We start from the raw sequence: 25,731 nt of genomic DNA on the forward strand, positions 1-25,731 counted from the left end.
GGTTTCGGGAGATCAATAATAGGGGGTAAGTCCGTCCTTCCAGAGCTTTTTGAGGTTGGCGATGTCGCAATCCAGCACCTTTTCTCCGCCGCAGCAGGTGGCAGTGAGGCGCTTTTCTTCCGTAACGCTGCCGATGCAGGCGCAGGGGAATCCGTCCATAGCCGTTTCAAAATCCGCGGCGAATTCCGGGTCCACCTCCACAAGGATGCGGCCCGTGCTTTCGCTGAACAGGGGGACTGCCGGGGATTTCCAGCCGTTGACGGTCGGAACCTTCGTGAGATCCAGCCGGACGCCTCCCTTGCCGGAAAAGGCCATTTCCGCCGCCGTGACGGCCAGGCCGCCTTCGGAAATGTCATGGGCGGAGAGCACCAGGCCGGAAGTCAGGGCGCTGTAGTAGGCTTTGTACAGTTCCATGTTCGCCGCGCAGTCCGTCTGGGGAACCTTGCCGTCTTCCACACCGTGGGTGCGGGCGAAGACGGAGCCGCCCATCTCGTCTTCCGTATGGCCGATGAGGTACAGCAGGCTGTTGTTCCGCCTCAGGGAAGAACCAATGACGTGATCCGGGTTTTCCACCACGCCGAAGCCGGAGCAGAGGAAAGTGACGGGCACGTTGATGGGGCCGTCTTCCGTTTCAAAGTAGTTGTAGAAGGAGTCCTTGCCGGAAATGAAGGGGGCATTGTACGCGTCCGCCGCCTTGGCGATGGCTTTCACGCATTCCACCAGGCGGCCGAGTTCCGCCGGATCTTCCGGATTGCCCATGCAGAAGTTGTCCAGCAGGCCGATTTTGTCCGGATTGGAGCCTACCAAGATGAGCTGGCGCACGCATTCATCCACGGTGCCGGTCCCCATGGCGTAGGGATCCGTTTTGCCCCATTCCGGGAGAATGGCGCAAGCCATGGCCATGCATTTGTCCGAGCCGTCGATGTCCACCACGGAGCCGTCCTGCGGGGCGTCCGCCTGCGCGCCCGCCAGGGGCTTCAGGATGGTGTTGCCCTGCACCTCGTGGTCGTACTCGCGGATGATGGGTTCCCGGGAGACGATGGCGAAGTCCCCCATCACGGTTTCCAGGGATTTGTTCAGGTCCTTGTCCGGGAGGGGCTGGCCTGTGAGCGCCTTGCCGGGGGTGAATACGGATTCCAGCTTCTTGATGGGGGCGTCATGCAGCTTGGAGTTGTCCAGGCAGCAGACGAGTTCCCCCTTGTGCCAGACCTTCAGAATTCCCGTGTCGTCGGAATGGCCCAGGACGGTCAGTTCTGTCTGGAAAGTGTCTGCCAGCTTCCGGAGTTCCGGAAGGTCTTTTTCCTCCACGGCCATCACCATGCGTTCCTGGGATTCCGACAGGAAGATTTCCCAGGAGATGAGGCCGGGTTCCTTGAGAGGGGCGTTGTCCAGGAAAATTTCGCCTCCTGTGACGGAGAGCATTTCTCCGGCGGCGGAAGAGAAGCCGCCGGCGCCGCAGTCCGTAATGAAGACGATGAGACCGCGTTCGCGCGCTTCCAGAATGAAGTCCAGCGTTTTCTTCTCTTCAATCGGGTTGCCGATTTGCACGGCGGTGAAGTCTTCCTCATGGGAGGCTTCATCCAGGGCGGCGGAAGAGAACGTGGCTCCCTTGAGGCCGTCCCGTCCCGTGCGCCCGCCGATGACGATCACCTTGAGACCGGGGCGCATTTCCTTCAGGATGTCGCCGCGCGGAATCACGCCGGCGGTGCCGCAGAAGACGAGGGGGTTGTAAATGTACGTGGGGTCAAACTGGATGGCGCCGTTGACAGTAGGAATGCCCATGCGGTTGCCGTAGTCGCGCACGCCGCGCACCACGCCGCGCATGATGCCCAGGGGGTGGATGACGTCCGGGGCGGTGATGTCCGCCGGATTCGTGTCCGGGGCGCCGAAGCAGAAGACGTCCAGGGAGGCGATGGGTTTGGCGCCCTTGCCTGCGCCCAGGATGTCGCGGATGACGCCGCCCAGCCCGGTATTGGCTCCGGCATACGGTTCAATGGCGGAGGGGTGGTTATGCGTTTCCGCTTTCAGGCAGACGGCCAGGTTGTCGTCCAGGGCGATGAAGCCGGCATTGTCGTCGAACGCGCTGAGCACGAAGCCCGGCTTACGTTCCATGATTTTTTCGGAAGGTTTCTTGATGTAGGTCTTGAACAGGCTGTTCACCGTTTCCGGCGCGCCTCCGTTGACACTGTGGCTGATGGAGGCGGAGAAGATGCGGTGCTTGCAGTGTTCCGACCACGTCTGGGCGATTACTTCCAGTTCCACGTCAGTGGGGTCGCGGTCGATTTCCCGGAAAATCTGCTGGACGACTTCCATGTCCTCACGGGACAGGGAAAGCTTCTGCTTCTTGCTGAGTTCAAGCAGTTCGTCGCTGCTCAGGTTCCTCACGGGAACGGTTCGGTAGGTTTTGGCGGACATGTGGATGGGAAAGAAAAAGGGTTAGGCGATGGTCCAGTTGTGAATGGCGGGGTTGCAGACGTCCTTGGCAAAGCGCGCCGCCAGGGTTTCCTTGTCTCCCTGGCCGAAGATGTACACGCGCTGGGTGATTTTCAGACCGTCCAGAGTAAAGCCCATATTCCGGCGTCCGCGGTAGTTTTGCAGGATGGCTTCTTTTTCCAGGTCCAGGGCGCCGGCTTTCATGCCGTAGTCAATCGTGAACAGGGCTCCTTCCAGGATGGGCGCGTTCTGTTCCGTGCATTCCTGGGAAATGGGGTCCACCAGCACACTCAGGAGATATTCGCGGGCTTTTTGTTCGTCCCCGTTGATTTCTACGGTGTAAACGCGGCTGCGGCGGAACGTGAGGCCGGCGTTCAGGGGGGTATAGAGCAGGGCGTCCGCGTTGGCGGCGGCCTGGAACCGGCTGATAACTTCAAAGTGGAGGGTCATATTGCTCAAGAGTGTGGTAAAATGAAAAATGGGGGCCGGCGGAAAGGCCGGCTCCCATGGAGGAGGGAAGAGGCTTAAGCCTTGTTCTGGAGCCGGGAAAGGACTTCTTCGTAGGCTTCCATCACGTTGCCGAGATCCTGGCGGAAGCGGTCCTTGTCCATCTTTTCGCCGGTCTTGATGTCCCACAGGCGGCAGGTATCCGGGGAAATTTCATCCGCCAGCACGATTTGGGAAGGATCTTCCGCCAGGCGGCCGAACTCGATTTTGAAGTCCACCAGAGTAAGGCCAACCTGTTTGAAAAAGTCAATCAGCACGTCATTCACGATGCGGGCCTGGTTTTTCAGGAAGGCGCATTCTTCTTCCGTAGCGGCGTTCATTTCCCGGGCGTAGTCGTCATTAATGAAGGGATCGCCCAGGCTGTCGTCCTTGTAGGAGAATTCCACAATCGGCTTCTTGAAGGGAGTGCCTTCCTTGACGCCCATGCGGCGGCTGAAGGAGCCGGCGGCGATGTTGCGCACGATCACTTCCAGAGGAAGGATGGAAACCTTTTTCACGTCAATGTTGATGTCGTCCACATCTGCAACCAGGTGGGTTTTCACGCCCTTGTTTTCCAGCATGCGGTAGATGACCAGGGTGATGGCCTTGTTCATCCTGCCCTTGTTTTCAAACTGGGCCTTCTTGGCTCCGTTTCCGGCAGTGGCGTCGTCCTTGTATTCCATGCGGAGGACGTTGGGATTGTCAGTCGTATAAAGGCGTTTGGCCTTCCCTTCGTAAATAGGTTCCATGATACGTGTTGCGCAGGGGTTAAATGCGTGCGAAAATGTTACGTCAGACGCTCCGCACGGTCAAGCCGCAACTGGATGGGGGAGGGAAGGGAAAAAGACGCGAAGCCCGAATGCGAAGGCGGAGCATGACGTGGGCGGCCGCTGTCTCCGTAGCGGCTCTGGAAAGCCGTGCAGGCCGCCTCCGGGCGAAAGAGGGAATATTAGTCTTGATACCGGTAGGGGGGGGCGTATCATGTGCCCCAGTATGCACGCCGACTTGGAGAAATTATTGTCTCTGGGGAAAATTACCCCCGCTCTCGCTGAAAAACTTGATCGCATCGCACCTGGCCGTTACTGCTTCCATGCTTCCTGGGGCGCCGGAAAAGTCATTTCCTGGAATCTTCCCGCCCAAAAGCTGGTCATTGATTTTGAGGAAAATCCGGAACACGAAGTTGCCTTGGGATTCGCTCCCAAAATTCTGGAATTCATCAGTGATGACCATTTCCTGGCCAAGCGGTATGAAGATACCGAATCCCTGATCAACCTGTCCGTGGATGATCCGGTGGAACTGGTGCGCGTTACCTTGCAGGGCTACGGTAATTCCCTTACTCCTGAGAAGCTGGAAGCCGCGCTGAAAGGCACCGTGATTGCGGAGGACAAGTGGAAAAACTGGTGGGACAAGGTGCGTGCCATGCTCCGTTCCAATGTCCAGTTCATGATGCCCACCCGCAAGGGAGAGCGCATCACGCTTCGCGCGAATACCCTTTCCCGCGCGCAGGCTGCCCTGGAAGATTACAATAAGGCCACCGATCTGAAAGCCAAGGTGCGCGTTTTGGACGGCATTAAAATGGAAACGGTCATGGCGGAGCCGGATGCCGTCAACGCCCTGATTCGCGCCGTGGATGCCGATGTGCGCAACGGCGGCAGCCTGGCTCTCCAGCAGGTGCTGGAACTGGCCGTGCTCAGGGATGACCTGATTGCCTCCCTGAAAAATACGGAGGCGGCCAAGGAAGCTTATCCTCTCCGTTCCATCGTGGAAGCCAATATCGGCGATGTGGGACGCTTCGCGGAAGTGCTCAATTCCATGCCTGCCGTGCGGCAGAAACGCGTGTACGCCACGCTGCCCGCCATTTTTGGTGAGGATTGGCCGCAGAAAGCGCTGGAGCTTTTTGACGCGGGCGGCGCGCGCGCCGTGGGGGAAATCGCCAAATTCCTGATAGAGGAAGGGCAGGACAAGGTGCTGGTCAAGCATCTGAAGCATGAATTGTTGCGCCAGACCCTTCCGGCGGAGTCCCTCATCTGGATATGCCGCCAGCGGCATGACGCTTCCAAGCCCCTCTTTGGCCTCCCTGTGGGCATTGCGATGCTTTCCCTGATTGAACAGGACCACATGGACGGCGGCCCCAACCGCATGCTGCGCCTGAAGAACCTGTTCATGGAGGACAAGAGCATCATTCAGGAAATGATCAAGGGGCAGGATGTGGCGGAAGTCCGCCAGTTCGCCAAGATGCTGTACAACACCTCCGCTTTTTCCGAACAGGATCGCGGCGCGCTGATGGCCCGCGTCATCAGCGTCTTCCCGGACCTGCACGCCATTGTGCTGGACGCCCTGGTGGACAACTCCGACAAACCGGAACCGATTTTCGTTTCCTGGGAAAGCCTGGAAGCCCGCAAGAAGGAGCTGGAAGAACTGGTAAACGTGAAAATTCCGGAAAACCTGCATAACAAGAAGATTTCCCGTGCGGAAGGGGATCTCCGTGAAAACGGCGGCTACCAGGACGCCAAGGAAGTGGAAAAGGTGCTCAACCGCCGCCGGGCGGAACTGGAACATGCGCTGGCCCTGGCCCGCGGCACGGATTTTGCCGTAACGGATACTTCCCGCGCCGCCATGGGCACGAAGGTGACTCTTCAGCCGTTGAATGGCGGGGAGCCCGTGGTGTACACCATTCTGGGCGCGTGGGACACAAATCCGGAAAAGCATATCGTCTCTTATCTTTCCCAGGTCGGCAAGGAGCTGACGGGCAAGAGCGTAGGGGATCAGGTGAAGATTGTCCCGATGGACGGCGACAAGAAAAAGGTGTACACCATCATGAAGATTGAAGCCGCTTTCTAAAGGCGTCGCTTCCCTTTTTACCAAGGTCTTTATAAAAACGCCCCTTTTTTCGGAAAGGGGCGTTTTTCATTGTTCATGGTCCGACCTCCCGTTATTTTGCGGGGTTGGGGTTTATTGCATTGTCAATAGAAGCATCGCTTTATCCTGACCATTCCGAATATTCATTGGCGCCAGGAAGGAACCCGGAAATTGTCCGTTCCGGCAGCCATGATGAAAACGGGCTGTTGGCAACCGGGGCTTTCGCGGCCTTAGCTTGTCCGGGACCGGTTCAGGTCATGGGCGCCGCTGTTGCAGAGGTCATTGTATTTGGAGAAATCCGGACGGGAAATGAACGGAATTTTTGCAGGAAAGGATAGTTCCTGCGTTATGGATAATGGTGGTTCGTGGGGACGGCCTTACTTTTTTTCTGGCAACCGGGGAGACATGAAAAAGGGGCTGTTCCGGCGAATGCGGAACAGCCCCTGGAAAGAGATGACGGGGAAAATTCCCTGTTTATCTGGCAAGCGCCTTGTGAACGGCGGCGACGACGTTGTCCACATTCATGCCGAGTTCCTCCAGCACCTGCGTTCCGGGAGCGGAGAAGCCGAAGCGGTTGATGCCCACGGCCTCTCCCTGGCAGCCCAGATATTTCCACCAGAGGTCCGTGACCCCGGCTTCTACGGAAACTCTTCTCATGCAGGAAGAGGGAAGCACGCTTTCCCGGTATTCGGAAGGCTGCGCGTCAAAGCGGAAGAAGCTGGGCATGGAGACGACCCGGATTCCTTCCCCGATGTTTTCCGCCGCTTTCAGGGCCAGTTCCAGTTCGGAACCGCTGGCAAGAATAATGGCTTTCAGGGGGCCCTGTTCCTTCCGGGCGATGTAGGCGCCTTTCAGCACGCCTTCCCGGCGCGTCTCAACGGGGATGCCGTTCAGCGTAGCCACTTTCTGGCGCGTCAGAATGAGGGCGGTAGGGCCATCGGCACGCTGCATGGCGGCCATCCAGGCTCCTGCGGTTTCTTCCGGGTCCGCCGGACGGATGACATCCAGGTTCGGAATGACGCGGAGGCCGGAAATTGTTTCCACCGGCTGGTGGGTGGGGCCGTCTTCTCCCACGGCCACGGAGTCATGCGTCAGAATATAGGTGACGGGGAGCCCGCTGAGGGCCGCCACGCGGATGGAGGCGCGCATGTAGTCTACGAAGACGCAGAACGTGGCGGCGCTTACGCGGAACAGGCCGTCATAGGCAATGCCGTTGCAGATGGCGGCCATGGCGTGTTCGCGGATGCCGAACCAGAAGTTGCGTCCTTCCGGGGTTTCCGCAGAGAAGTCTCCTGCGCCGGAAAGGTAGTTTTTATTGGAGCTGTAAAGGTCCGCGCTGGTGGTCAGGAAGCAGGGATTCGCTTTAGCGATGGCGTTGATGGCAACGGCCCCGGCTGAACGGGTGGCATCGCTATAGTCCTGCGGGAAAGGGGGAATAGCCTTGTCCGAGTCTGCCGGATTGACGCCGCAGGAGCAGGCGTTGATGCCCGCGTCCAGTTCTTCTGCCAGTTCCGGATAGGTCCGGCGCCATTGTTCGTACGTGGCGTTCCAGGCCTTGAAATCTTTTTCCCTTCGGGCTTTCAGGTCTGCGAAAGCGGCACGGACGTCTTCGGAGACGTAGTAGCGTTCTCCGGCAGGAATGCCCCAGTTGGCGTGCGCTTCCTCCTGAAGCTTGGCTCCGCCTTCCCCGTGGCCTTTTGTGGTGCCTTCAATACCGGGAATGCCCTTGCCGATGACCGTTTTGGCAATGATGAGCTGGGGTTTCCCGTTTTTGGCGTTTTTGGCGGCTTCAACCGCTGACTTAATGGCCTTGATGTCGTGCCCGTCAATCTGGCGCACATCCCAGCCCAGGGCTTCGTATACGGCGCGCGGATCCGTAAGCTGGGTCCGTTCCGCGGGAGCGTCCAGCGTGATGTCGTTGGAATCGTAAATGAGAATAAGGTTATCCAGCTTGAGCACGGCGGCCAGGGCGAGGGATTCCCGGGCGACGCCTTCCTGCAGGCAGCCGTCTCCTGTGAGGCAGAAGACGTGCTGGGTGAAGATATCCGTGCCGGGCCTGTTGAACCGGGCAGCCGCGCGCCTGGCGGAGAGGGCGAAGCCTACGGCGTTCGCAATACCCTGGCCCAGCGGTCCCGTGGTGCATTCTACGCCTTCCGTATCCCGGAATTCGGGGTGGCCGGGCGTGATGGAACCTTTGTGACGGAAGTTTTTGATATCTTCAATGCCGATGTTGAATCCTGACAGGTGGAGCCAGCCGTAAAGAAACATGGAGCCGTGGCCGGCGGAGAGAATGAAGCGGTCACGGTTGAGCCAGCGGGGCTGTGAAGGGCAGATGTTGAGCAAATCGCCGAACAGGACGGCCCCGATTTCGGCGCACCCCAGCGGCAGGCCCAGGTGGCCGGATGCGCAGTCGTGAACGGCATCCATGGCGAGTCCCCGCGCCTGGTTGGCGGCTTTTTGGAGAAGGTCAAGATTCATGCCCGGGCAATATGAGCGGATCAGCTTCATATTGGAAGCCTAAAATGCGTCTCCCGCGCCAGTTCCGGACCGGGGAAAAGCCTTGAAGATGGAAGCGCCGCGCATGCCGCTCCCGGTTTTGCGGCACGCTCACCGGAATGTATGGCGCTTTAGGGAATAAAGCCGGGGGAAACATGTCGGACGGCATGCTCCAGTCCTTTTCCCCGGTGTTGTCCGCCCCTGGTTTTCATGGCTGTCCAGATATTGGCCGGGATGGCGGATTTCATCCGCGCCGGAGCCGGTCGGTCGGAGGGAATGATCCTTTTTATCTTTATGGAAGAAGAAGGGGGAATTCCTTCCGTTTTTGCGTCCGGCGCTTTCACGGGTTAGCGCGGAAAAGACGCGTTTTCCGCTTTTTGCGGAAAAAGGGATTGTTGTATCATAAGCGGCGGAAATACATGAAAATCGTAATTAAAGTAGGTACGGGCGTGTTGACCCGTGAGAATGGGACATTGGACGGTTCTTCCATCGTGCATTTGGTAAGCGCCCTGGCGGGGCTGATGCAGCAGGGGCATCAGGTGGTTCTGGTCAGCTCCGGCGCTGTAGGGGCCGGCGTGTCCGTCCTGGGTCTTCCGTCCTATCCTCAGGAGCTGTCCTTGAAACAGGCGTGCGCCGCCGTAGGGCAGACGCGGCTGATGCAGGCATATGAGAATCTTTTCAACCACTTTAACGTAGATGTGGCCCAGCTTCTGCTGACGGCGGAGGATTTGAAACGCCGCCGCCGCAACGTGCAGGCTACGGTGCTGCGCCTGTTTGAGCACGGCGGCATCATCCCGATTGTGAATGAGAACGACACCGTATCCGTGGAAGAGTTGAAATTTGGGGATAACGATATTCTTTCCGTGCACATCGCGCGTCTGGTGGAGGCTGACGCACTGTTCATTCTGACGAGCGTGGACGGCCTGTATCCCCCCGGAGGAAAGCGGAAGGCCATCATTCCCCGGGTGGAGGACGTGGATGCCGTGCTGGCGTTCGCGGAAGAGGACCGGGGGCGCTTTTCCATGGGCGGCATGAGCGCCAAGCTCCAGGCTGTCCGGGAGGCCGTGAATGCGGGGACGGGCGTTTACATGCTGCATGGCCGCCATCCGGAACGCATTGCGCTGCTGCTGGAGGGGAAGGAGGAAGGAGCCGGAACATATTTTGTGCCGAAGGGATAAAACTATGAAGATGGAGAATTCTCTTGAACCGGCGGGACGGGCCGCGCTGGCGGCCTCACGGGAGTTGCTTGCCCTGGAGCCGGAAGAGAAGGCGCTGGCCCTGCGCCTGATGGCTGCAGGCGTTCGGAACGCCGCGGAAAAGATTGTACGGGAGAACGGCCTTGATATGGAAGAGGCCCGGAAAGGCGGCCGCAATGCCGCGTTTCTGGACAGGCTGCTCCTGACTCCGGAGCGTGTGGAACACATGGCCCGCGGCATGGAACAGGTGGCGGCTCTCCCTGATCCCGTGGGCGAATGCATCCGGGAATGGACGTGCCCCAACGGGTTGCATATCCGCCAGGTGCGCGTTCCCCTGGGGGTCATCGGTTTTATTTACGAGAGCCGCGGCACCGTCACCTGCGATGCCGCCGCCCTGTGCCTGAAGTCCGGGAATGCCGTTATTCTGCGCGGAGGAAGCGAGTCTCTGCGGACCAACCGGGCGCTGGCGGAGGTTCTGCGCGCCTCGCTGAAGGAGTCCGCCGTTCCCGCGGACGCCGTGCAGCTTCTGGATTCCGGCAGCCGTGATGAGGTGCGGCAGTTGTGCGGGCTGGATTCTTTCCTGAACGTGATTATTCCCAGGGGTGGAAAGGGGCTGATCCGCGCCGTGACGGAGTACGCCAGGGTTCCCGTGCTGAAGCATCTGGACGGCGTTTGCCATGTGTATGTGGATGCGGCGGCGGATTTAGAGATGGCCGTGAATGTGTTGGATGACGCTAAAACGCAGAGGCCCGGCGTATGCAATGCGGCGGAAACCCTGCTGGTGGACGCTGCCGCGGCAGATCGGTTCCTGCCGATGGCGGCGGAACGCATGCGCCTGCGCGGCGTGGAATGCCGCGTGTGTGAGCGAAGCCGCCCGTTTTTTGGTCCGGAAGCCATTCCGGCGGAGGAAGAGGATTGGTCCACGGAATATGAAGACCTGATTCTTTCCGTGAAAGTGGTGGACGGCGTCCGTGATGCCGTGGAGCACATTAACCATTACGGCTCCCACCACAGTGATTCCATCATTACGGAGGATGAACGGGCGCGCGATTATTTTATGAACCGGGTGGACAGCGCGTGCGTTTACCATAATTGTTCCACGCGGTTCAGCGACGGGGAGGAATTCGGCTTCGGGGCGGAAATAGGCATCGGTACGGACAAATTTCATGCCCGGGGGCCAATGGCTTTGCGGGAACTTACTTCCTACAAGTATGTTATTGAAGGAGACGGGCAGATGAAGGACCCGTCCCGAGTTCCGCGGAAAGGCCGTGCCTGAGCAGGAGGCCCGCCGTAAACAAGAAAGCACCGCGGCATGGCCGCGATGCTTCCGTTGATATATACTCCTGAAGAAGTCGGTCAGAAGGTCAGCCTGTAGCCGATGCTTCCGTTGAAGCTGTTGGCGCGGCTGCGAAAGTCCGCATTGACGTCTGCAAAGACGGAACCGGTATAACCCACCGGAATGGTGATTCCGGCTCCGACCTGCACGCCGGTGGCTCCTTCCCTGGCTCCGTTTACGCGGAACCCTGCGCCGGGTATGCCGGCGGGCGCCAGAACGGCTGCGGTGTCCCGGTCGCCCAGAAGCTGGACAACCTGCACCCGCAGTTCACCCAGGGAGGCGCGGCCCGTCAGGTTGGCGGACAGTTCTCCGCGGAGCCTTGCGCCCAGTCCCACGGTTCCGAAGGTGGAGTCCATGTCATCCACGTTCATGCCCAGGCCGCCGGATTCCGTAAAGCCGTCCATCCGGCTCCTGTACACGGAGGCATTCACCAGAGGCTGGAGCGCGGAAGTGTTGTTCTCATTCAGGTACAGGTCATACGTGCCTTCATAGAAGGCGCCGTAGCTGCTGCCGCTGGTGCTGCCGTGCATGGTGTACATGCCGGCTCCGGGGATTCCCGCGGTGCGGTCCAGGGAAGCGTCGTTCCATCCGCAGGTGAGGATGATGTTATGCGCCCAGCGGCCCGACTGGATGCGGAAGAACAGATTGCCGTAGTAGGAATCCAGGTCTCCGTTCGCCATGTAGGCGTCCAGGTCGCCATAGCTGGCGGAGAAGGCCGCCCCCCATACGAAGCTGTCGCTGCACGTTACGTCAAAGCCGAAGGTGCCGCCCCAGGTGCTGAGCTTGTAGCCTGATTCGTCCGTCCGGTCATCCAGCCTGCGGTAGCCGCCTTCCCCTTCAATCCAGGCGTTGAAGCCGGGCAGATCATCGTGAATGTACTGCGGGGAGACTCCCATCTGGGAGAGGCGGTTGCGCAGGTGAAGCACCTGGTCCCGGAGGGCTCCCTTCTGGGCGGAATGCAGGGCGGTAATGCCGCTGCCCGCATAGGAGGAAAGGGCTGACCGGATAGCTTCCGCATTCCCCATGGCCTGGGCGTTGCCCATGGCGTTGAGGAATTCCATCATGTCCGGAGTGATGTTTTCCGGTGAGGAGGTGACGGCCCACAGACTGTCCGCCGCGCCCTGCTGGTTGCCCGTGGAGGCGAAGTCTTTCAGCGGGCTGTCTCCCTGCTTGGTGAAGTGGACCTGGAACAGCTTGCCGTCGTCGGAGAGTTTCTTGCTGATGTCATAGACAAGGTTGGCGAAGCCGGCATAGGTCAGGTTCACCATGTCCTCCGTCCAGGTTTCCCCGTCCGCCGTGACCAGTCCGTTTTCCGCATAGAAGGCGTTAACGGTGAATTCCGGCAGGATGGCCCAGTCTCCCGCGACGCCCAGGCCGTAAATGTTGACGTTAATGGACGGATCCGTTCCGTTGATGCGGATGGAGCCGTTTTCCGCCTTCAAGGCGGCCCAGGCGTTGTCCGCGCTATTGGTCAGCGTTTCCGTATTGACGGTGAGGTCCAGGGAAGCGCCGGAGGCCAGAGCGGCCGCCACGCCGCCGTTGTTGCCGGTCAACACGAGCTGAACGGCCCTCTGGTTGGGATTGCCGCCCAGGTACAGTTTGCCGTTGGAGGCGATGGAAAGCGAGTTGGCCGTGGTATTATTCATCAGGGAGAGGTCTGCCGTGGCGTCCAGGTCGGAGGCGTCCCGGGTGTTGCTGCCGATGAAAATATCCTTGTAGGTCATGAGGCCGTTTGCTGCCAGATCCTTGTCTCCCAGAACGAGATGACCGCCGGTCCGGGTATGGCTGACGTCCACGCCTGCGTTGCCGGAGGAAAGGATGATCTGCGTGCCTTCGCCCCGGTGGGTAATGGCTCCCGTGCCGGTGATATCCCCTTTGAAGGAGTAGGTTTTTCCGTCGTTGGAGGCCAGTTCCAGATGTCCGTCGGTCCCCAGGTGGAGCGCGCCGTTTTCTTGCTCCTGGTGAAGCCCTTCCAGCGCGATCGCGGAGCCGTCCTGCAGACGCAGGCTGCCGCCCCCCAGATGGAGCAGCACGTCTTCGCCCAGATTGTTGTCCGTGCCCAGAATCAGGTTGCAGTTGTCCAGTTTCAGGGTGCCGGAACCGGTGACGCTTGCGTGGAGCGTCAGGTCTGAAAGAGTGTCCCTGGCGATGGAGAGCAGGGCGCCCCCGTTCAGGGTGATGGAGCCGGAGCCCGCCAGATCCCCGGCGGCCAGGGAGGCAGCGTTCAGCGTCAGCGCGGCATCCTGTTCCACGTTCAGGGCGCCGGAGATGATGGAACTTTCCTTCGTGTTCTGGAGCACGAGTTCTCCCTGTTGCACGTCCAGAGCGAAGGCGGTCACCCTGCCGTCAACGGTCAGCCTCTGTTCCCCGTCCTTGACGAGCTGCGCCGCTCCTTCAATGGAACCCGCATAAGCGGTGTTGCCCGGTTTGTCCGGATCTGCGGAGGTTTCATTCAGAAGCGTGATGATCACGTCGCTGTCCGTCCCCGTGTTCACGACGGCATCGGCTTCCGTGCCGGCCAGGTAGCGGATGATGGTTGTTTTGTTTTCCGGCGCGGTGGCCGAGGACAGGTCAATGTTCAGCGTTCCGTTGTTGGTGACGCTGGGAGTTGCCGCCAGAGTGTTGGCGGAGGTGACGTTTTTGGAAGCTCCCTTGTCAATGACCATGGCGTCCAGCAACTGGCCGAAGGAGATGATTACCTGGCCGCCTTCCGTCCGGGTAATGTCCCACGCCATGCCGTTGTATTCGCTCAGCGTAATGTGGTTGGTATCCGCGTGCAGGGCGGCGTTGGTGACGTGGAAAGAGTAGTCCCCCGGAGCGGCGAGGAGCGCCACGGCATCCGCCGTCAGCGTCAGGGTCAGGTTGCCCAGCGTCAAGCTGGCATTGTCCGCGTCATTGAACTGGATGATTCCCGTGCCGTCCGCGCCCATGTTGGCGGCGGAAAGCCTCAATTGCGTGTCGGAACCGGACAGGTCCGCATGGCCCGTCAGACCGGAAATGGTTCCTGTACCGCTGCCCATGTTAATGGAGTTCAGCTTGCTACCGTCCAGTCCGCCCAGGTTGACGTTCCCGGTGATGCCGGAGACGGAAACGCTCCCGGCTCCCAGTCCCGCCGTATTGGAGAGCGCCCCCGCGGAGAGGGATATTTTCCCGGAGACGGCCTGCCCGGCCAGGTCCAGCGTTCCTCCTTCCACCTGATAGGTCCCGGTTCCGGTGTCTGCGGATTTGAGGGTCAGGTTGTGCGAGGTGCGGATTGTGCCGTTATTAGTGATGTCCAGCGTGGCGTCCTGGTCCCGGTTGAACCGGAGGGAGGAACCTGCGTCCACGGACAGGGAGGTGACGGTATTCCCCAGGGATTTGTCCAGCGAGAGATCCGAATTCCCGGTAATTTGTACTTTGTCAAAATTCTGGAGCGTTCCCAGGAAGTTGGCGGCGTAGTTGTCAAAGATGAGCTTCTTCTCCCCGTTCACCGTCCCGGCTCCCTTACCGTCGATGATGCCGGCGTATTTGTCGAACTGATGTTCGGTTCCGGCTCCGGTAGTGGCGGCGATATCTTTCAGGGTGATCGTGGTGCCTCCGTTGATGGTGCCGCTGGTTTTATTGCCTCCGCACAGAAGTGTCCACGTCCAGTTATCCCCGTCAGCCTTGCCCAGAATGGCGTCCGTGCCCGTGACGGTCAGGCTGGTTCCCCGGGAAATGGTGCCGTCCGTCTTGTTCCCGGCGTAAATTTCATTCATGAACGTTCCGCCATTGATGAAAAGGGAGGCGGAGCCGGAGATGGTTTTATTTCCCGTGTAAAAGCCTCCGAAAATGCGGTGGGAGAATACGCCGTCATTGAACACCATGGTGATGTCCCCGTTCACGGCGGAGGCATAGGATCCCGCCACGGAGGTGCGGTCCGCTTCTCCGGTGGTGAAGGAAGTATCGTAAACCCCGGTGGATGATGAGAATTCCAGGTAGATGTCCCCGTGAACGGTTCCGGCGTTCACAACGCCGAATACCGTGGATTTGCCGATGGCCCCTTCCGCCAGGCGCAGGTGGATGTCACCGTACAGGTTTTCCTCTGTATGGCCGCCTATCCAGCCGTTGGCGCTGCTGGTTCCCGCTCCCAGCGTCACCCACAGGTCCTGACGGTTACCCGCGCTGCCGTAAGCGCCGTTATTGGCGTAAATGAATTTGGTGCTTCCCGTGCCCGTAATACTGGCAATGTTGGAATTGGTTGTGTTACGGACATTATACGTGGCATTGGTTCCGGCAGTGGCTACGGCGGTGGCGGCGGTTCCCGCAGTCCATTCAATCATGCCCGGTTTGAGAGTGGAGGGAAACGCGCCATTTGCCAGATAAAGAGATTCAGGGCCAGTAATGCCGGTGGTAGAGGGGGCGTAGGAAAGGGAACCGTCCAAAGCCAGATTGGACAGGATGGCGTCCAGCGTGCCGGAATAGCTGAACGTGAGGCCGGAAGAACTTCCCCCCGCTGCCGTCTGCGCTTCCCCGATGAGAACATCCCCCAGCCAGATGTAATAGCCCGCGTCCAGGCCGTTGGCGCGGTCTCCCGCCACGTAGGCTACGCGGATGGAGTCCGCATTGGCGGACATGTCTTTGGAATAAAGAATGGTGCTGCCCCATTGGATATACGCTTCATTAATGTTCAGCGTTCCGTTTCCCAGGTTCAGGGAGAAATTGTTTGTGGTGTCCCAGCCGCCCGTGGCCCCGTTGCCCAGGCGCAGAGTGAAATCTACCGTGTAGCCTTTGTCCTGTCCCTGGGCGGCTCCCCAGTTATAGGTCAGGGAGCTGCTGCCGGATTTGTTGAAGTTGACCGTATTGTTGGAGACGGTAACGTTATTGGCGGTGAAGCCGTTGGCCTCCAGCCTCTGCTGGGTGATGGAAGGGCTTTGTCCGAAGTTGACCTCCAGCTCATGGGCGGCTTTCCTTTCCTGCCCGGCTGACCGCCCGGCATAGCCCATGCCTTTGGCCAGGTTGCCTGCCATCAGGAGGTCGCCTTGGGCATTCGGGTGCAGCCCGTCCGCCGTGGGATTGTTGAACATGGAGCGAACCCCGTAGAACGGCGTAGAGGAAGCTACATCGATGATGCCTGCGTTGATGTCGATGACCTTGACGCCATTGGCGGCGTTATTCGCCCCCCATTTCTTCAGGGATTCGTTGTAGGAGGCTACGGCCTGGTGCGTTTCAGCCAGGTTCCCGTTGGAATGTTGCGTCCAGCAGGGAATGGTCATCACTAAAATGCTTGCTTGGCTGTTGGCGGTACGGATGGAAGAGACGATGGAATCCATGTCGCCCAGCAAAAGGGAGGAAACTCCATCCAGACGATAGAGCAGCAAATTATTATCGCCGTCGGAAAGGAGATCGTTGGTCCCGGAGAGCAGGAAAAACGTGTCCGGTTTATCGGCCCCGGTAAAAGTCTGGCCTGCATAGGTTCCTCCCTTGGTCTTTTCCGTGCTCAGGCCCAGCCAGTTTTTGATGTTGGACCCGTCAAATCGTCCGTAATTGCTGCCGTTCGCTCTTCCGGCGATTTCATAAGTTCTTGCGGAAGCCGCAGAGGAATGGATATTCTGGAAAATCTTACCGCCGTAAGAGGCGCCAGCGGCTACGCCCCCGCTGAAATTGCCGGTCATGATGCCTTTTTCAGTATAGCTGATGCCGTTGTCCGTGAAAATTTTGTGCATGGCCCAGCGCCAGGAGCCGCTGTTGACGCCATGGGTGATGGAGTCCCCTATGTACATGACATTGCCGAGGTTTCCGTCTGAAACGGAGGCGGAAGCCACGGTTGTAAACAGGACGCTGCATGCAAGCAAAGCAGACCTTAGAGAGAGGGGTAATCTTAAACGCATATCCCGTGCAGTATGCGAATTAGAAATCCGGTCTCAACTCAAAATATTCAAAATAAGCGCATTGAGAATTTCAATGCATTGAGGTTGAAACTATTATATTATGTCTGGTCTTTTCAGAATTTACCTTTCCCGCTGATGTTCGCGGAGTTGCGGATTTAATTCGTTTTCTGCTGTAAGTGACGGATTTCTAATCCGTTATCTATTCAGTTGCAAAGGCACTGGTTCATGTCCAGCGCGGGATTGTCCGGAATGGAGTCGTTGACGATAACGGCGGGTACGCCCGCTACCGTGGTATGGGGAGGGACATTTTCCAGAACAACGGAGCTGGCTGCGATTTTGGCGCAGGCGCCGATGGTGACGCGCCCCAGTATTTTAGCCCCCGCGCCGATAAGAACTCCGGATTCCACAATGGGATGGCGGTCTCCTTCCTCCTTGCCTGTGCCGCCCAGCGTGACTTCATGCAGGATGGAGACGTTATCCCGGATGATGGCGGTTTCCCCCACTACGAAACTGGTGGCGTGGTCCAGCAGGATGCCGCAGCCGATGGTAGCCGCCGGATGAATGTCCACCGCAAATACTTCACTGGACAGGCTCTGGAACTGAAGGGCCATGATCGTCCGGTCATGTTGCCACAGCCAATGGGAAATGCGGTACGTGGTAATGGCGTGGAACCCCTTGTAAAAAAGCAGGGGTTCCAGCGGCGTACGGCAGGCGGGATCCCGGTCCACGATGGCGATCAGGTCCTGGGCGATTTGGCTGAGGATGTTCTGGTCTTCCGCCAGCGCTTCCCGGATAAGGGGCTCAATCAGCTCCCGCGGCATGTCCCGGCGGGAGAGCTTGCGGGCCAGCCGCGCCGAGATGGACGTGGCCAGGGAATTGCGGGAAAGGCAGACGTCGTCCAGAATGCCGCGCATGGCGGGTTCTTCCTCAGCCGCCGCGCGGGCGCATTCCTCTACCCATTTCCATACTCCGTTAATGACGCATTCGCAGTTGGTGCACTGCCGGAGTTTCAAGCGTTTATGGCTGGTCATGGCGGGAAGGGTTAACAGGGCAAAAGAAAGCCTCCCCATAAATACCGGAATACAGAGGATTTGAGAACCGGAAATTATGTCCTATGCCCAGCCGGGGATGAGCTGCCCCCGTCAGCCGAAGATAACGTGCACGATGTCCATGCACCAGGCATCCACGGACCACGGGCCGGGACCGGTCAGCAGCAGCGCCAGGGCGGAGCCGGCATAGAGCAGGTGGAATTCCACCCCTTCCCCGGTTTTTTTACCGGACCAGTTGGCAAAGTAACCGTTTTTAACGTGCTTGGTCATGGCGACGGCCATCATGATGATGACCGCAAGCGCCGCTATTCTGGTGAAGACTCCCAGCACCAGGCAGATAGGGGCGAAGAATTCCGTCAGCATGGCCACCTTGGCCAGGAAGGGGGGTATGCCCATCTTTTCCGTGAAAGCCTGGTACGTGCCGTCCCAGCCCGCTCCCCCGAACCAGCCCAGCACTTTCTGGGCTCCGTGCGGCCACAGGATCAGGGCCAGCGTCAGCCGAAGGACCAGCAACCCCCACGCCGCCGCAATCATGGTAATGGAATCAATGGTGTCCATGGATTTGAAATGGTTGAGGAAAAGACCCTTTTATTCCATGGGACGTTCATTTCCGGGCATGGGAAAGGCCGGAAAAGGAGGTCATTTCCTCCCTCTCCGGCCCTTGAAGTCGGGATGAAGCGGTCCGTTACCGGGGAATGGAATGGTAAAGCTGTTCCAGAGCCAGCACGCAGTAGGAGGTCACCAGAATGGGATCCGCCTCCCACCAGCGGTTGTTGGTGTTTACCCAGGAGCCGTCGCTTTTCTGGATGGAGATGAGCTTGTTGGCCAGTTCATCCCGCCAGTCCACCTTGCGGCCGTCTTTCAGCGTCAGGGTGTCTATTCCCATGGCGCTGAGCGTTTTGGACATGGCCTGGTAGTAGTAGTACAGGCCCTGGACGCCCATGCCGGGGTTTTCATCCAGATTGTAGCTGTTTTCCAGCCATTTGAGGGCCAGTTTGACGCGGGGGTCGTTTCTGTCCACATTGGCGTAAATGAGGGACTGCATGCCCGCGTACGTCATGCTGCCGTAGGCCTTGGGCGGTTCCGTCTTGTCAAACGCGGCGCTTTTGCTGTCCCTGGCGCTGGAGACGCCCGGGCGGTACACGAAGCCTCCGAGCTGGGATTTGTCGCTGGAGACCCAGGGTTCCTTGTTGACGGCCGGGTTTTGCTGGCAGCGGTTGATGAATTCCGTGGCGGCGTTCCAGTCCAGATCCGGCTGTTCCCCGTATTTGCCGTCTTTGGCGAGCTTCTGGGAGTAGTAAATGGCTTCCAGGGCCAGGGAGGTGTTGGAAAGGTCTGCAATGGGAGGAGCTTTTTTATCCCCGTAGCCGATGCCGCCGTTGTAGGGGTTGTCCGGAGCAAAATGGTTTTGCTGCTTGATGAGGTAGGCGCGGCCCTTGAGGATGGCGGGGGCGTATTCCTCCTTGTTGGCGGCCAGCAGCGCCATCATGCATACCGCAGTGTTGTAGGAGGACATGCCGCGGTTGAAGATGGAGCCGTCCTCTTTCTGGGATTTCAGGATGAAGTCATATCCCTTCCGGATGTATTCCGGAAGGGGCTTGCCCTGGTTGGCGGGGTCGCGCATGTAGGCGGTGACCGCCAGGGCCGTCAGAGCAGGGTAGGACGGCTGGGCCCAGTAGCCTTCCGGGTTCTGCCTGGTTTTCAGGTATTCGTTCCCTTTTTCAATGGCGCGCAGGATTTCCTGGCTGATGGAGGCGTATTTGGCGGAGGCCGCTTCTCCGGGCACGGCCGTCAGGGTGGTCTGTCCGAAGGAGGCTGTGCCCAGCGCGGCGGCCAGCGTTAGTGAAAGTACGGATTTGAACATAAGGTGTTATTGCCTGGGTTGAACCGGTTTCTGGGAAATGGTGATGGTAACGTTCGTGCCCAGAGACAGGTTTTTCTTCGGGTTGACGATCCAGCCCGTGTCGTTGACGCCGTCATGGAAGTCTCCGATGTAGTTGATGGGGGAGGTACGGCTCGCGAAAATGGAGATTACTTCCCCGCTCAGGCTGGCCTGGTAGGCGCCTTCGTAAAAGAAGGAGTTGGTGTAAAGCCAGTCGCTGGGATTCAGGCCCTTCCGCGTTTGTGAGTTTACGACGATGTCGGAAAAATCGCTCTTCTGTTCCCTGCCGTTTTCCGTATAGGTCATGACAATCTGCACGTAGGCGTCTGCGTAGTCCTCCGGCTTGGGTTCCGTGAAGGGCAGCCATTCAAAATTTTCATCCCTCACCGGGAAAAATTTTTCAAAGCGGCGGAATTTGAGCAGCGTCATTCCCAGGCTGATATGCAGGGGATCCGCTTCCGTCACCAGCAGGGATTCATGCAGCTTGCCGTTGGGCATGCAGCAGACGTATTCCAGAATTCCTTCCTTCATGTTGACCTGGGCCTGAAAACTGACGGTGCGCTCCTTGTGGTTGACAATCACATGGCCGATTTTGATGCGGTGCTCATCCAGGGGTTCGAATTTGGGAACCGTTTTCCCGTCCGGAAGAGGGACTTCCCGCGGGGCTTCCTCCGCAGCGGGAGCATTGGGATTTTCCTCCGGGCCGGAGATGTCCTGTGCGCGGGAAAAGCCCCAGGTGCAGGCAAGCAGGGCGATGGTAAATTTCAGGAACATGTTTATGGAATTAAGATTGTGGAAACGGAAGCTTCCGTTCAATGAAAAAGGCATCCGTGACTGATTTGTTACTTTTGAATCACGGATGCCTGAAAGGAATGGGAAAGGGAGGGCTTAAACCAGTTTCAGCCTGGCGAGGTCCTGGAGGTCAATGATGCCCACGGGAGTCATTTCCGCATTGAGCACCACCAGGTCGTCAATGCGGCGGTTGCTCACGGCCTTCGCCGCTTCAGCGGCCAGGTCTTCTTCCATGACGTAAATGGGATTGCGGGTCATGAATCCACTGACGGGCTGTTCTCCGATGAGGGGATTGGCCCCGTATGCCCGGACAAAGTCTCCGTGGGTGAAGATGCCGGCCAGTTTGCGGTCCGCCGTCAGCAGGACGCAGGCGCCGGCGTGGGCCGTGGTCATCGCTTTCAGGCAGTCGTTCACGGAGGCGGTTTCCGGAAGCATGGCCATTTCTTCCCCGCGGCGCATGATGTCGCTCACCCGGGTGAGCAGGGCGCGTCCCAGCGAGCCGCCGGGGTGGCGTTTGGCGAAGTCCCGCGCGGTGAAGTGGCGCGCTTCCACCAGAGCCATGGCGAGGGCGTCTCCCATGACGAGCATGGCCGTGGTGCTGGAAGTGGGGGCCAGGTTCAGCGGGCAGGCTTCCCGGGAAACGCCCGTGTCCAGCACGATGTCCGAGTATTTGGCCAGGGAGGAGGCCGTGTTGCCCGTCATGGAAATGATGGGCAGTTCAAAACGTTTGATAAAGGGGAGCAGGGCCAGCAGCTCCGAGGTTTCTCCAGAGAAAGACATGGCAATGCAGACATCCCCGTCCTGGACGATGCCCAGATCCCCGTGCAGGGCGTTCAGGGAATCCAGCAAAACGGTGGGCGTTCCCGTGGAGTTCAGGGTAGCGACGATTTTGGCCCCGATGTTGCCGGATTTGCCTACGCCTACAATGACGATCTTGTTGCCGCGGTCCAGAGCCTGGGACATGAGGTCCACAGCCTTGTTGAAATTGTCGTCCAGCCGGGACAGGACGCCGCGCAGCTCTTCAATCTCCATTTCAAAAACGGATTTGGCGCGTGTTAAATGATTCATACCTGTTGGAAATGATGCCAGATGCCGCCGTCGCCGTCAATTTTTCATTGCGGCTCCGCACCCCCGCTTGTCCGGCATCTGCACGCGGGATTAGGAGCCAGGGGAATGGTGGAGAAGCGCATGCGCCGCGTGTCCGCGGAGAGCATGGCTCCTACCAGCGGAGAGGGAATGCCCGCAAGATATTTCAGGGCTTCCATGGCCTGGATGCTGCCGATGATGCCCGCATGTGCGCCCAGAATGCCTGCGGCGGAGGCGGTATCTTTTTCCTGCATGGGCGTGTCTGCCGGGAAGAGGCAGCGGTAACAGGCGGTTCCCTGATGGGGGGCGAAGACGGCCACCTGCCCGATGAAGCCTTTCACGGCGCCGTACACCAGCGGAATGCGCAGGGTGCAGGCGGCGTCCGCCATGGCGAAGCGCGCCGCGTAATTGTCTGAAGCGTCCAGAACCAGGTCGCACCCTTCCAGCAGGGAAACGGCATTATCCGGCGTAAGGCGCCTGTGGACCGTGTTGATGCGTACGGAGGGATTCAGGGCGTACAGGCGTCTGGCGGCGCTGGCTGTTTTAGCTGTGCCCGCCGCATCCGTGGCATGCAGGATTTGCCGCTGGAGATTAGAAAGGCACACCTCGTCCGGGTCAATCAGGGTCAGGCGCCCCACGCCTGCGGCGGCAAGATAAAGGGCCGCCGGGGAGCCAAGCCCCCCGAGGCCCGTCAGGGCGACGTGCGCCCGTTTGAGTTTGTATTGGCCCTGTTCTCCCAGTTCCGGAAGGGAAAGATGCCTGGCGTACCGTTCGGTTTCTTCCTGGGTGAGGGTCATTGTCGTCGTCTGGATTAACGGCGGGCGGAATTGCCGCTGAAAGCGTACAGGAGCAGCGTCCACCCGGAGAAAATCAGTTCCACCGCAATCAGGGTGCCGATGAACCAGGCCGTGGATTCAGGCCAGCCGAAGATGACCATGAGGCCCAGGATCAGCGTGATGATCACGTTGAACAGCCGCCACCCGCTGGCGGGCAGGGAACGGGTTTGAAGCCAGATGGCTCCCTGAAAGACCGCGGCAATAACCAGGCCCCATCCGATGATGAGGGTGGTGATAGCCAGGGAAATATTGGGGTCCCGGAACAGGAACCAGCCGGCGATGCCGTACAGGATGGCCGTCACCAGGTTCCACCCCCGTGAGGAGGGAACGGTGAAGACCTGGATCAGCCGGACGACGGCCAGAACCATCAGCATGATGCCGATTACCCAAATAAAGCTGGCTCCGACGATCCAGGGAGAGGCCAGGGCGATGAAGCCAAGAAATAGCTCGATGACGCCAAGGATACCCATCCACCATGAGTTGCCGGATACCGCGGAGCTGCTGCCTTGAACTTGAGGTTGAGTTGTCATATGGCGGTATGACCGGGCCCGCAACGGAAACGTTGAAGAATGACGGTTTTATTTGCCGGCGGCTGCCTGCGGGGAAGAAGTTTTCGGCTCCATGGTCTTCAGCAATTCCGGCGTGACGTTAATCAGCACGGGGCCGCTTTTGGGTTGCGCCTGGGGGGAGACGAAGTAGGAAAAAGCCCTGGCGGGCAGGTAGCCCGGGGTTTCCGGCATGATGTACACTTCCACGAGTACGGCGCCTTTTTTCCCGTTCGGGCTGTCGGAAAAGTTCAGCGTGAGAGAGTTGGTCCCGTCCCTCAGCCCGCCGGAGATGACTTCCGCCAGGCGGGTGTTGTCGAATTCATGCAGGGAAATATTGTTCACGTTCGCCTGGACGGTGCGGCCGGGGCAGTCCACCAGAATTTTTGCGATGTATTTGGGCGGCGGGCAGACAGGCGGCACGGCGGGAATTTTCCCAAGGGGCTGGAATCCGTCCTGCTCCATCAGCACGGAGGCGTCTCCGCGTTTGAGGCGTTCTTTGACGGCGGGCAGGCGGGTGAGGTTGAAAAAGCGCGCCTGGTCATATTTCCATTTGCCGTTTTCATGGGTGAACAGCAACACCAGGGCGTTCGAATCCGTTGGTTCCTGGCCCAGCCCCAGATCCACCTTGCCGTAATAAGTGGCTGCGGCCGTAGGGCCGTTGACGACGGAGCCTACGTACATCAGAGGAGCGAGCGCGGGGGGAGCCATGGGCTGCCGGAACAGGGAGGCGGGAAAGGGGCGTTTTTCCGAGACGGCCAGATTGCGCACTTTCACCTGGCGGTAGGCGGAGGTTGTGGCCCTCCAGCCGTCATAATTGCCGCGCAGAAGGTGCAGGCGCCATGTATTGTAGGCCACGTCCAGGTCGTCTCTCAGTTTGGCGTCTCCGGGCCGGGGGGCTGCGGAAGCGGGGGAAAGAAGGGCTGCGGCGCAGCAGGCCAGGGAGAAAATGGAACGGAAAGTCATTACACGATTATTTAGACATCAAACTTGCGCGGAGTGCAACACAATTGCATCATGAAGCCGTTCTTATGGAATTGTTCACGGAAGCCGATCATTTGGCGGAAGCCCGGTACAGGAAACTGTTGCGGGAACAGCCCGGCTTTGTGTGGAGGCGGTTTTCAGACGGGGATGAGCTGATGGCGTATGTCTTTTTCCCTCCCGGCCATCGTGCGGACGCGTCCGCTCCCTCCGTGCTTTTTTTTCACGGCGGCATGTGGGTGGGCAAGAGCCTGGGGGATTTTGTGCCGTGGGCGCTTCATCTTGCACAGCAGGGCATTGTGGGCATTATACCCATGTTCCGCACGCGCGGCGATTATGAAGTGGAGCCCATGGACATTCTGGAAGAAGGCAGGGAAGCATGGGCCTGGACGTATGAGAACGCCGCACTGCTGGGGCTGGACCCGGCCCGCATTACTGTGGCGGGGAGCGATGCCGGGGGGCTGATGGCCCTGCATGTGGCCCTTCCGGACCACCCCGCGCGCTGGTCCCTGTTCCGCAAAAAGGCGCCCCTCCCTCCCGGCCCCGCCGCCGTGGCCCTGTTCCGCGGCGTGTGCGACCTGACGGCGCAATCCGCTTTTAAACTGAGCGGCATGATGCCTCCGGACCAGAGGGATGCCGTCACCCCCCTGCGGCGCGTGCAGAGAGGATTGCCTCCCCTGTTTGCGAGTCATGGAGGAAGAGACAGGCTTCTGCCGTGGCGCAACAGCGAGAGGCTGGCGGAGTTGTGGAGAAAAAAGAAGAACTGTTCCCGATTTGAACTTCTGGATGTGGCGGACCACACGTTTTACCATTTCAATGTGAACGCCGCCTATTTTGAACAGCTGCTCAACAGCTGGAGCGCGTTTATGGCGGAGCAGGGAATCTGGGAATATAACGAAGGAATGGATGCCGGGCTGCTGGGGTGATTTTGGCCTGATGTCCGGGAAGGCTCCCGAAAGGCGCTGCATGCGGAAAGGCTGTTTTCTATCTCCCTCCCAGCATGTTTTCCCGGATTTCCTGCATGTCCCGGCGGAAAGCGTCCTGAGTCTGCGGAGTAGGCGGCTGGATATCCCATTCTTTCATTTTCCGTCTTACCTTGAGTAAGAGTTCCTGCTCGTTGGCTCCGTATTTTTTGCAGACGGCGGAGAGAGTCAGTTCCGGCCCCGTGAAGCAGCCTTTGAGAAAGAAAGGCAGATCGTGCTGCCAGGCGCGCCGGAAGTCTTCCGGGCATCCCTCTGTTCTGATGGGGGCGAACAGTTCCCTGACCTGGCTTTCCCGGATGCCCGCAGTGCCCATGCAGATGGCGGTTTCCATGTAGGCCAGCGTGAATTCCAGCATAACCCGTTCAATGGACTGTCTGGCCTGGGACAGCTGGGCCGGGGTGAGGCCCATAATCTGGGCGCGCAGGGCGGCCAGGGCTTCCAGGATAGCCCCGGGGTCTCCGCATGTGCGCGGGTCCATGCGTGGGATTTGTTCCCCTTCGTCGTAAAGGGGGATGGGAGGATGCACCCGTGGGTTGATTTTGAATAGTTTGCCCTGGAGCCTTTCCCTGAGATCTTTCAGGCTGACGCCGTACTTGCGCAGGACGGGAGCTGCGTAATTGCGGCCCGGTTTGGCCGTTTGCCGGAGCCATGCCTCCCGGAAGTCCGCGGGGCATTGCTGAAGGCCCGCTGCCAGCATGGCATTCCGGAAATCCTCCGCTTTGGGCGTTTTATTGGCATAAGCGTGGGTCCATTCCATTTCCAGCATCCAGATGGCGGTAAGCCCCAGGAATTGTTCTATCGCCTGCCTGGGAGTCTCAGGCTTCGGCGCGGAAATGGCGGCCGGAACCGCGTCGGAGGCCATGGAATGCCGGCAGAGCGGGAGCAACAGGGAGAAAGCAAGGAGGGGATGCAGCGGGTTCAT

At 59.2% G+C, this 25,731-nt stretch carries 18 protein-coding genes; 4 read left to right on the forward strand and 14 right to left on the reverse strand.

Annotation, left to right across the window (positions count from 1 at the left end):
* Window positions 1–12: 12 nt before the first annotated feature.
* From purL to purC, 3 genes are all read right to left on the reverse strand, one after another.
* Window positions 13–2,415 carry a phosphoribosylformylglycinamidine synthase subunit PurL gene (gene purL, locus B3075_RS03170; RefSeq protein WP_290488266.1) on the reverse strand — a complete coding sequence of 801 codons (2,403 nt, stop codon included), beginning with the start codon at window positions 2,413–2,415 and terminating at the stop codon, window positions 13–15.
* Window positions 2,416–2,436: 21 nt separating this feature from the next.
* On the reverse strand, window positions 2,437–2,892 hold the full coding sequence (locus B3075_RS03175; RefSeq protein ID WP_290488267.1) for a hypothetical protein: 456 nt from the start codon (window positions 2,890–2,892) through the stop codon (window positions 2,437–2,439).
* 65 nt (window positions 2,893–2,957) lie between these two features.
* Window positions 2,958–3,668 (reverse strand): phosphoribosylaminoimidazolesuccinocarboxamide synthase, encoded by a 711-nt coding sequence (gene purC / locus B3075_RS03180; RefSeq protein ID WP_290488268.1) that lies wholly within the window; start codon window positions 3,666–3,668, stop codon window positions 2,958–2,960.
* Between the two features lie 256 nt (window positions 3,669–3,924).
* On the opposite strand from purC, the gene B3075_RS03185 reads away from it, so the two are divergent.
* A complete protein-coding gene (locus B3075_RS03185; RefSeq protein ID WP_290488269.1) occupies window positions 3,925–5,760 on the forward strand; it encodes a GreA/GreB family elongation factor in 1,836 nt (611 codons plus the stop codon).
* A gap of 492 nt (window positions 5,761–6,252) precedes the next feature.
* Here B3075_RS03185 and tkt read toward each other — a convergent pair whose 3' ends face one another.
* The gene (tkt, locus tag B3075_RS03190) at window positions 6,253–8,256 is read right to left on the reverse strand and encodes a transketolase (RefSeq protein WP_290488270.1); all 2,004 of its coding nucleotides are present in this window, start codon (window positions 8,254–8,256) and stop codon (window positions 6,253–6,255) included.
* A 437-nt stretch (window positions 8,257–8,693) separates the two neighbouring features.
* On the opposite strand from tkt, the gene proB reads away from it, so the two are divergent.
* Together proB and B3075_RS03200 are read left to right on the forward strand one after the other, a co-directional pair.
* Complete coding sequence (gene proB, locus B3075_RS03195) at window positions 8,694–9,452, forward strand: glutamate 5-kinase (protein WP_290488271.1); 759 nt, start codon at window positions 8,694–8,696, stop codon at window positions 9,450–9,452.
* A gap of 4 nt (window positions 9,453–9,456) precedes the next feature.
* Window positions 9,457–10,746, forward strand: coding sequence for a glutamate-5-semialdehyde dehydrogenase (locus B3075_RS03200; RefSeq protein WP_290492019.1), 1,290 nt, complete (start codon window positions 9,457–9,459; stop codon window positions 10,744–10,746).
* Window positions 10,747–10,826: 80 nt separating this feature from the next.
* Here B3075_RS03200 and B3075_RS03205 read toward each other — a convergent pair whose 3' ends face one another.
* From B3075_RS03205 to B3075_RS03245, 9 genes are all read right to left on the reverse strand, one after another.
* The gene (locus tag B3075_RS03205; protein WP_290492020.1) at window positions 10,827–16,655 is read right to left on the reverse strand and encodes an autotransporter domain-containing protein; all 5,829 of its coding nucleotides are present in this window, start codon (window positions 16,653–16,655) and stop codon (window positions 10,827–10,829) included.
* 203 nt (window positions 16,656–16,858) lie between these two features.
* Window positions 16,859–17,686, reverse strand: a complete 828-nt coding sequence (gene cysE / locus B3075_RS03210; RefSeq protein WP_290489618.1) for a serine O-acetyltransferase — start codon at window positions 17,684–17,686, stop codon at window positions 16,859–16,861.
* A gap of 111 nt (window positions 17,687–17,797) precedes the next feature.
* Window positions 17,798–18,262 carry a DoxX family protein gene (locus tag B3075_RS03215; RefSeq protein ID WP_218823933.1) on the reverse strand — a complete coding sequence of 155 codons (465 nt, stop codon included), beginning with the start codon at window positions 18,260–18,262 and terminating at the stop codon, window positions 17,798–17,800.
* A 127-nt stretch (window positions 18,263–18,389) separates the two neighbouring features.
* The gene (locus B3075_RS03220) at window positions 18,390–19,568 is read right to left on the reverse strand and encodes a prenyltransferase/squalene oxidase repeat-containing protein (RefSeq protein ID WP_290489619.1); all 1,179 of its coding nucleotides are present in this window, start codon (window positions 19,566–19,568) and stop codon (window positions 18,390–18,392) included.
* A 6-nt stretch (window positions 19,569–19,574) separates the two neighbouring features.
* Entirely contained in the window at window positions 19,575–20,360 is a 786-nt protein-coding gene (locus tag B3075_RS03225; protein ID WP_290489620.1) for a YdjY domain-containing protein, read from the reverse strand.
* 114 nt (window positions 20,361–20,474) lie between these two features.
* On the reverse strand, window positions 20,475–21,446 hold the full coding sequence (locus B3075_RS03230; RefSeq protein ID WP_046436727.1) for a KpsF/GutQ family sugar-phosphate isomerase: 972 nt from the start codon (window positions 21,444–21,446) through the stop codon (window positions 20,475–20,477).
* 44 nt (window positions 21,447–21,490) lie between these two features.
* The gene (locus tag B3075_RS03235) at window positions 21,491–22,261 is read right to left on the reverse strand and encodes a HesA/MoeB/ThiF family protein (protein ID WP_290489621.1); all 771 of its coding nucleotides are present in this window, start codon (window positions 22,259–22,261) and stop codon (window positions 21,491–21,493) included.
* A gap of 14 nt (window positions 22,262–22,275) precedes the next feature.
* The gene (locus B3075_RS03240; protein WP_094136903.1) at window positions 22,276–22,830 is read right to left on the reverse strand and encodes an HdeD family acid-resistance protein; all 555 of its coding nucleotides are present in this window, start codon (window positions 22,828–22,830) and stop codon (window positions 22,276–22,278) included.
* 48 nt (window positions 22,831–22,878) lie between these two features.
* Entirely contained in the window at window positions 22,879–23,811 is a 933-nt protein-coding gene (locus B3075_RS03245) for a hypothetical protein (RefSeq protein WP_290489622.1), read from the reverse strand.
* 65 nt (window positions 23,812–23,876) lie between these two features.
* Here B3075_RS03245 and B3075_RS03250 point away from each other — a divergent pair, with 65 nt between their 5' ends.
* Entirely contained in the window at window positions 23,877–24,752 is an 876-nt protein-coding gene (locus B3075_RS03250; RefSeq protein ID WP_290489623.1) for an alpha/beta hydrolase, read from the forward strand.
* A gap of 58 nt (window positions 24,753–24,810) precedes the next feature.
* Here B3075_RS03250 and B3075_RS03255 read toward each other — a convergent pair whose 3' ends face one another.
* Window positions 24,811–25,731 (reverse strand): hypothetical protein, encoded by a 921-nt coding sequence (locus B3075_RS03255; RefSeq protein ID WP_290489624.1) that lies wholly within the window; start codon window positions 25,729–25,731, stop codon window positions 24,811–24,813.

This window comes from Akkermansia sp. UBA7090 (assembly GCF_002493465.1).
Lineage (GTDB): Bacteria > Verrucomicrobiota > Verrucomicrobiia > Verrucomicrobiales > Akkermansiaceae > Akkermansia > Akkermansia muciniphila_A.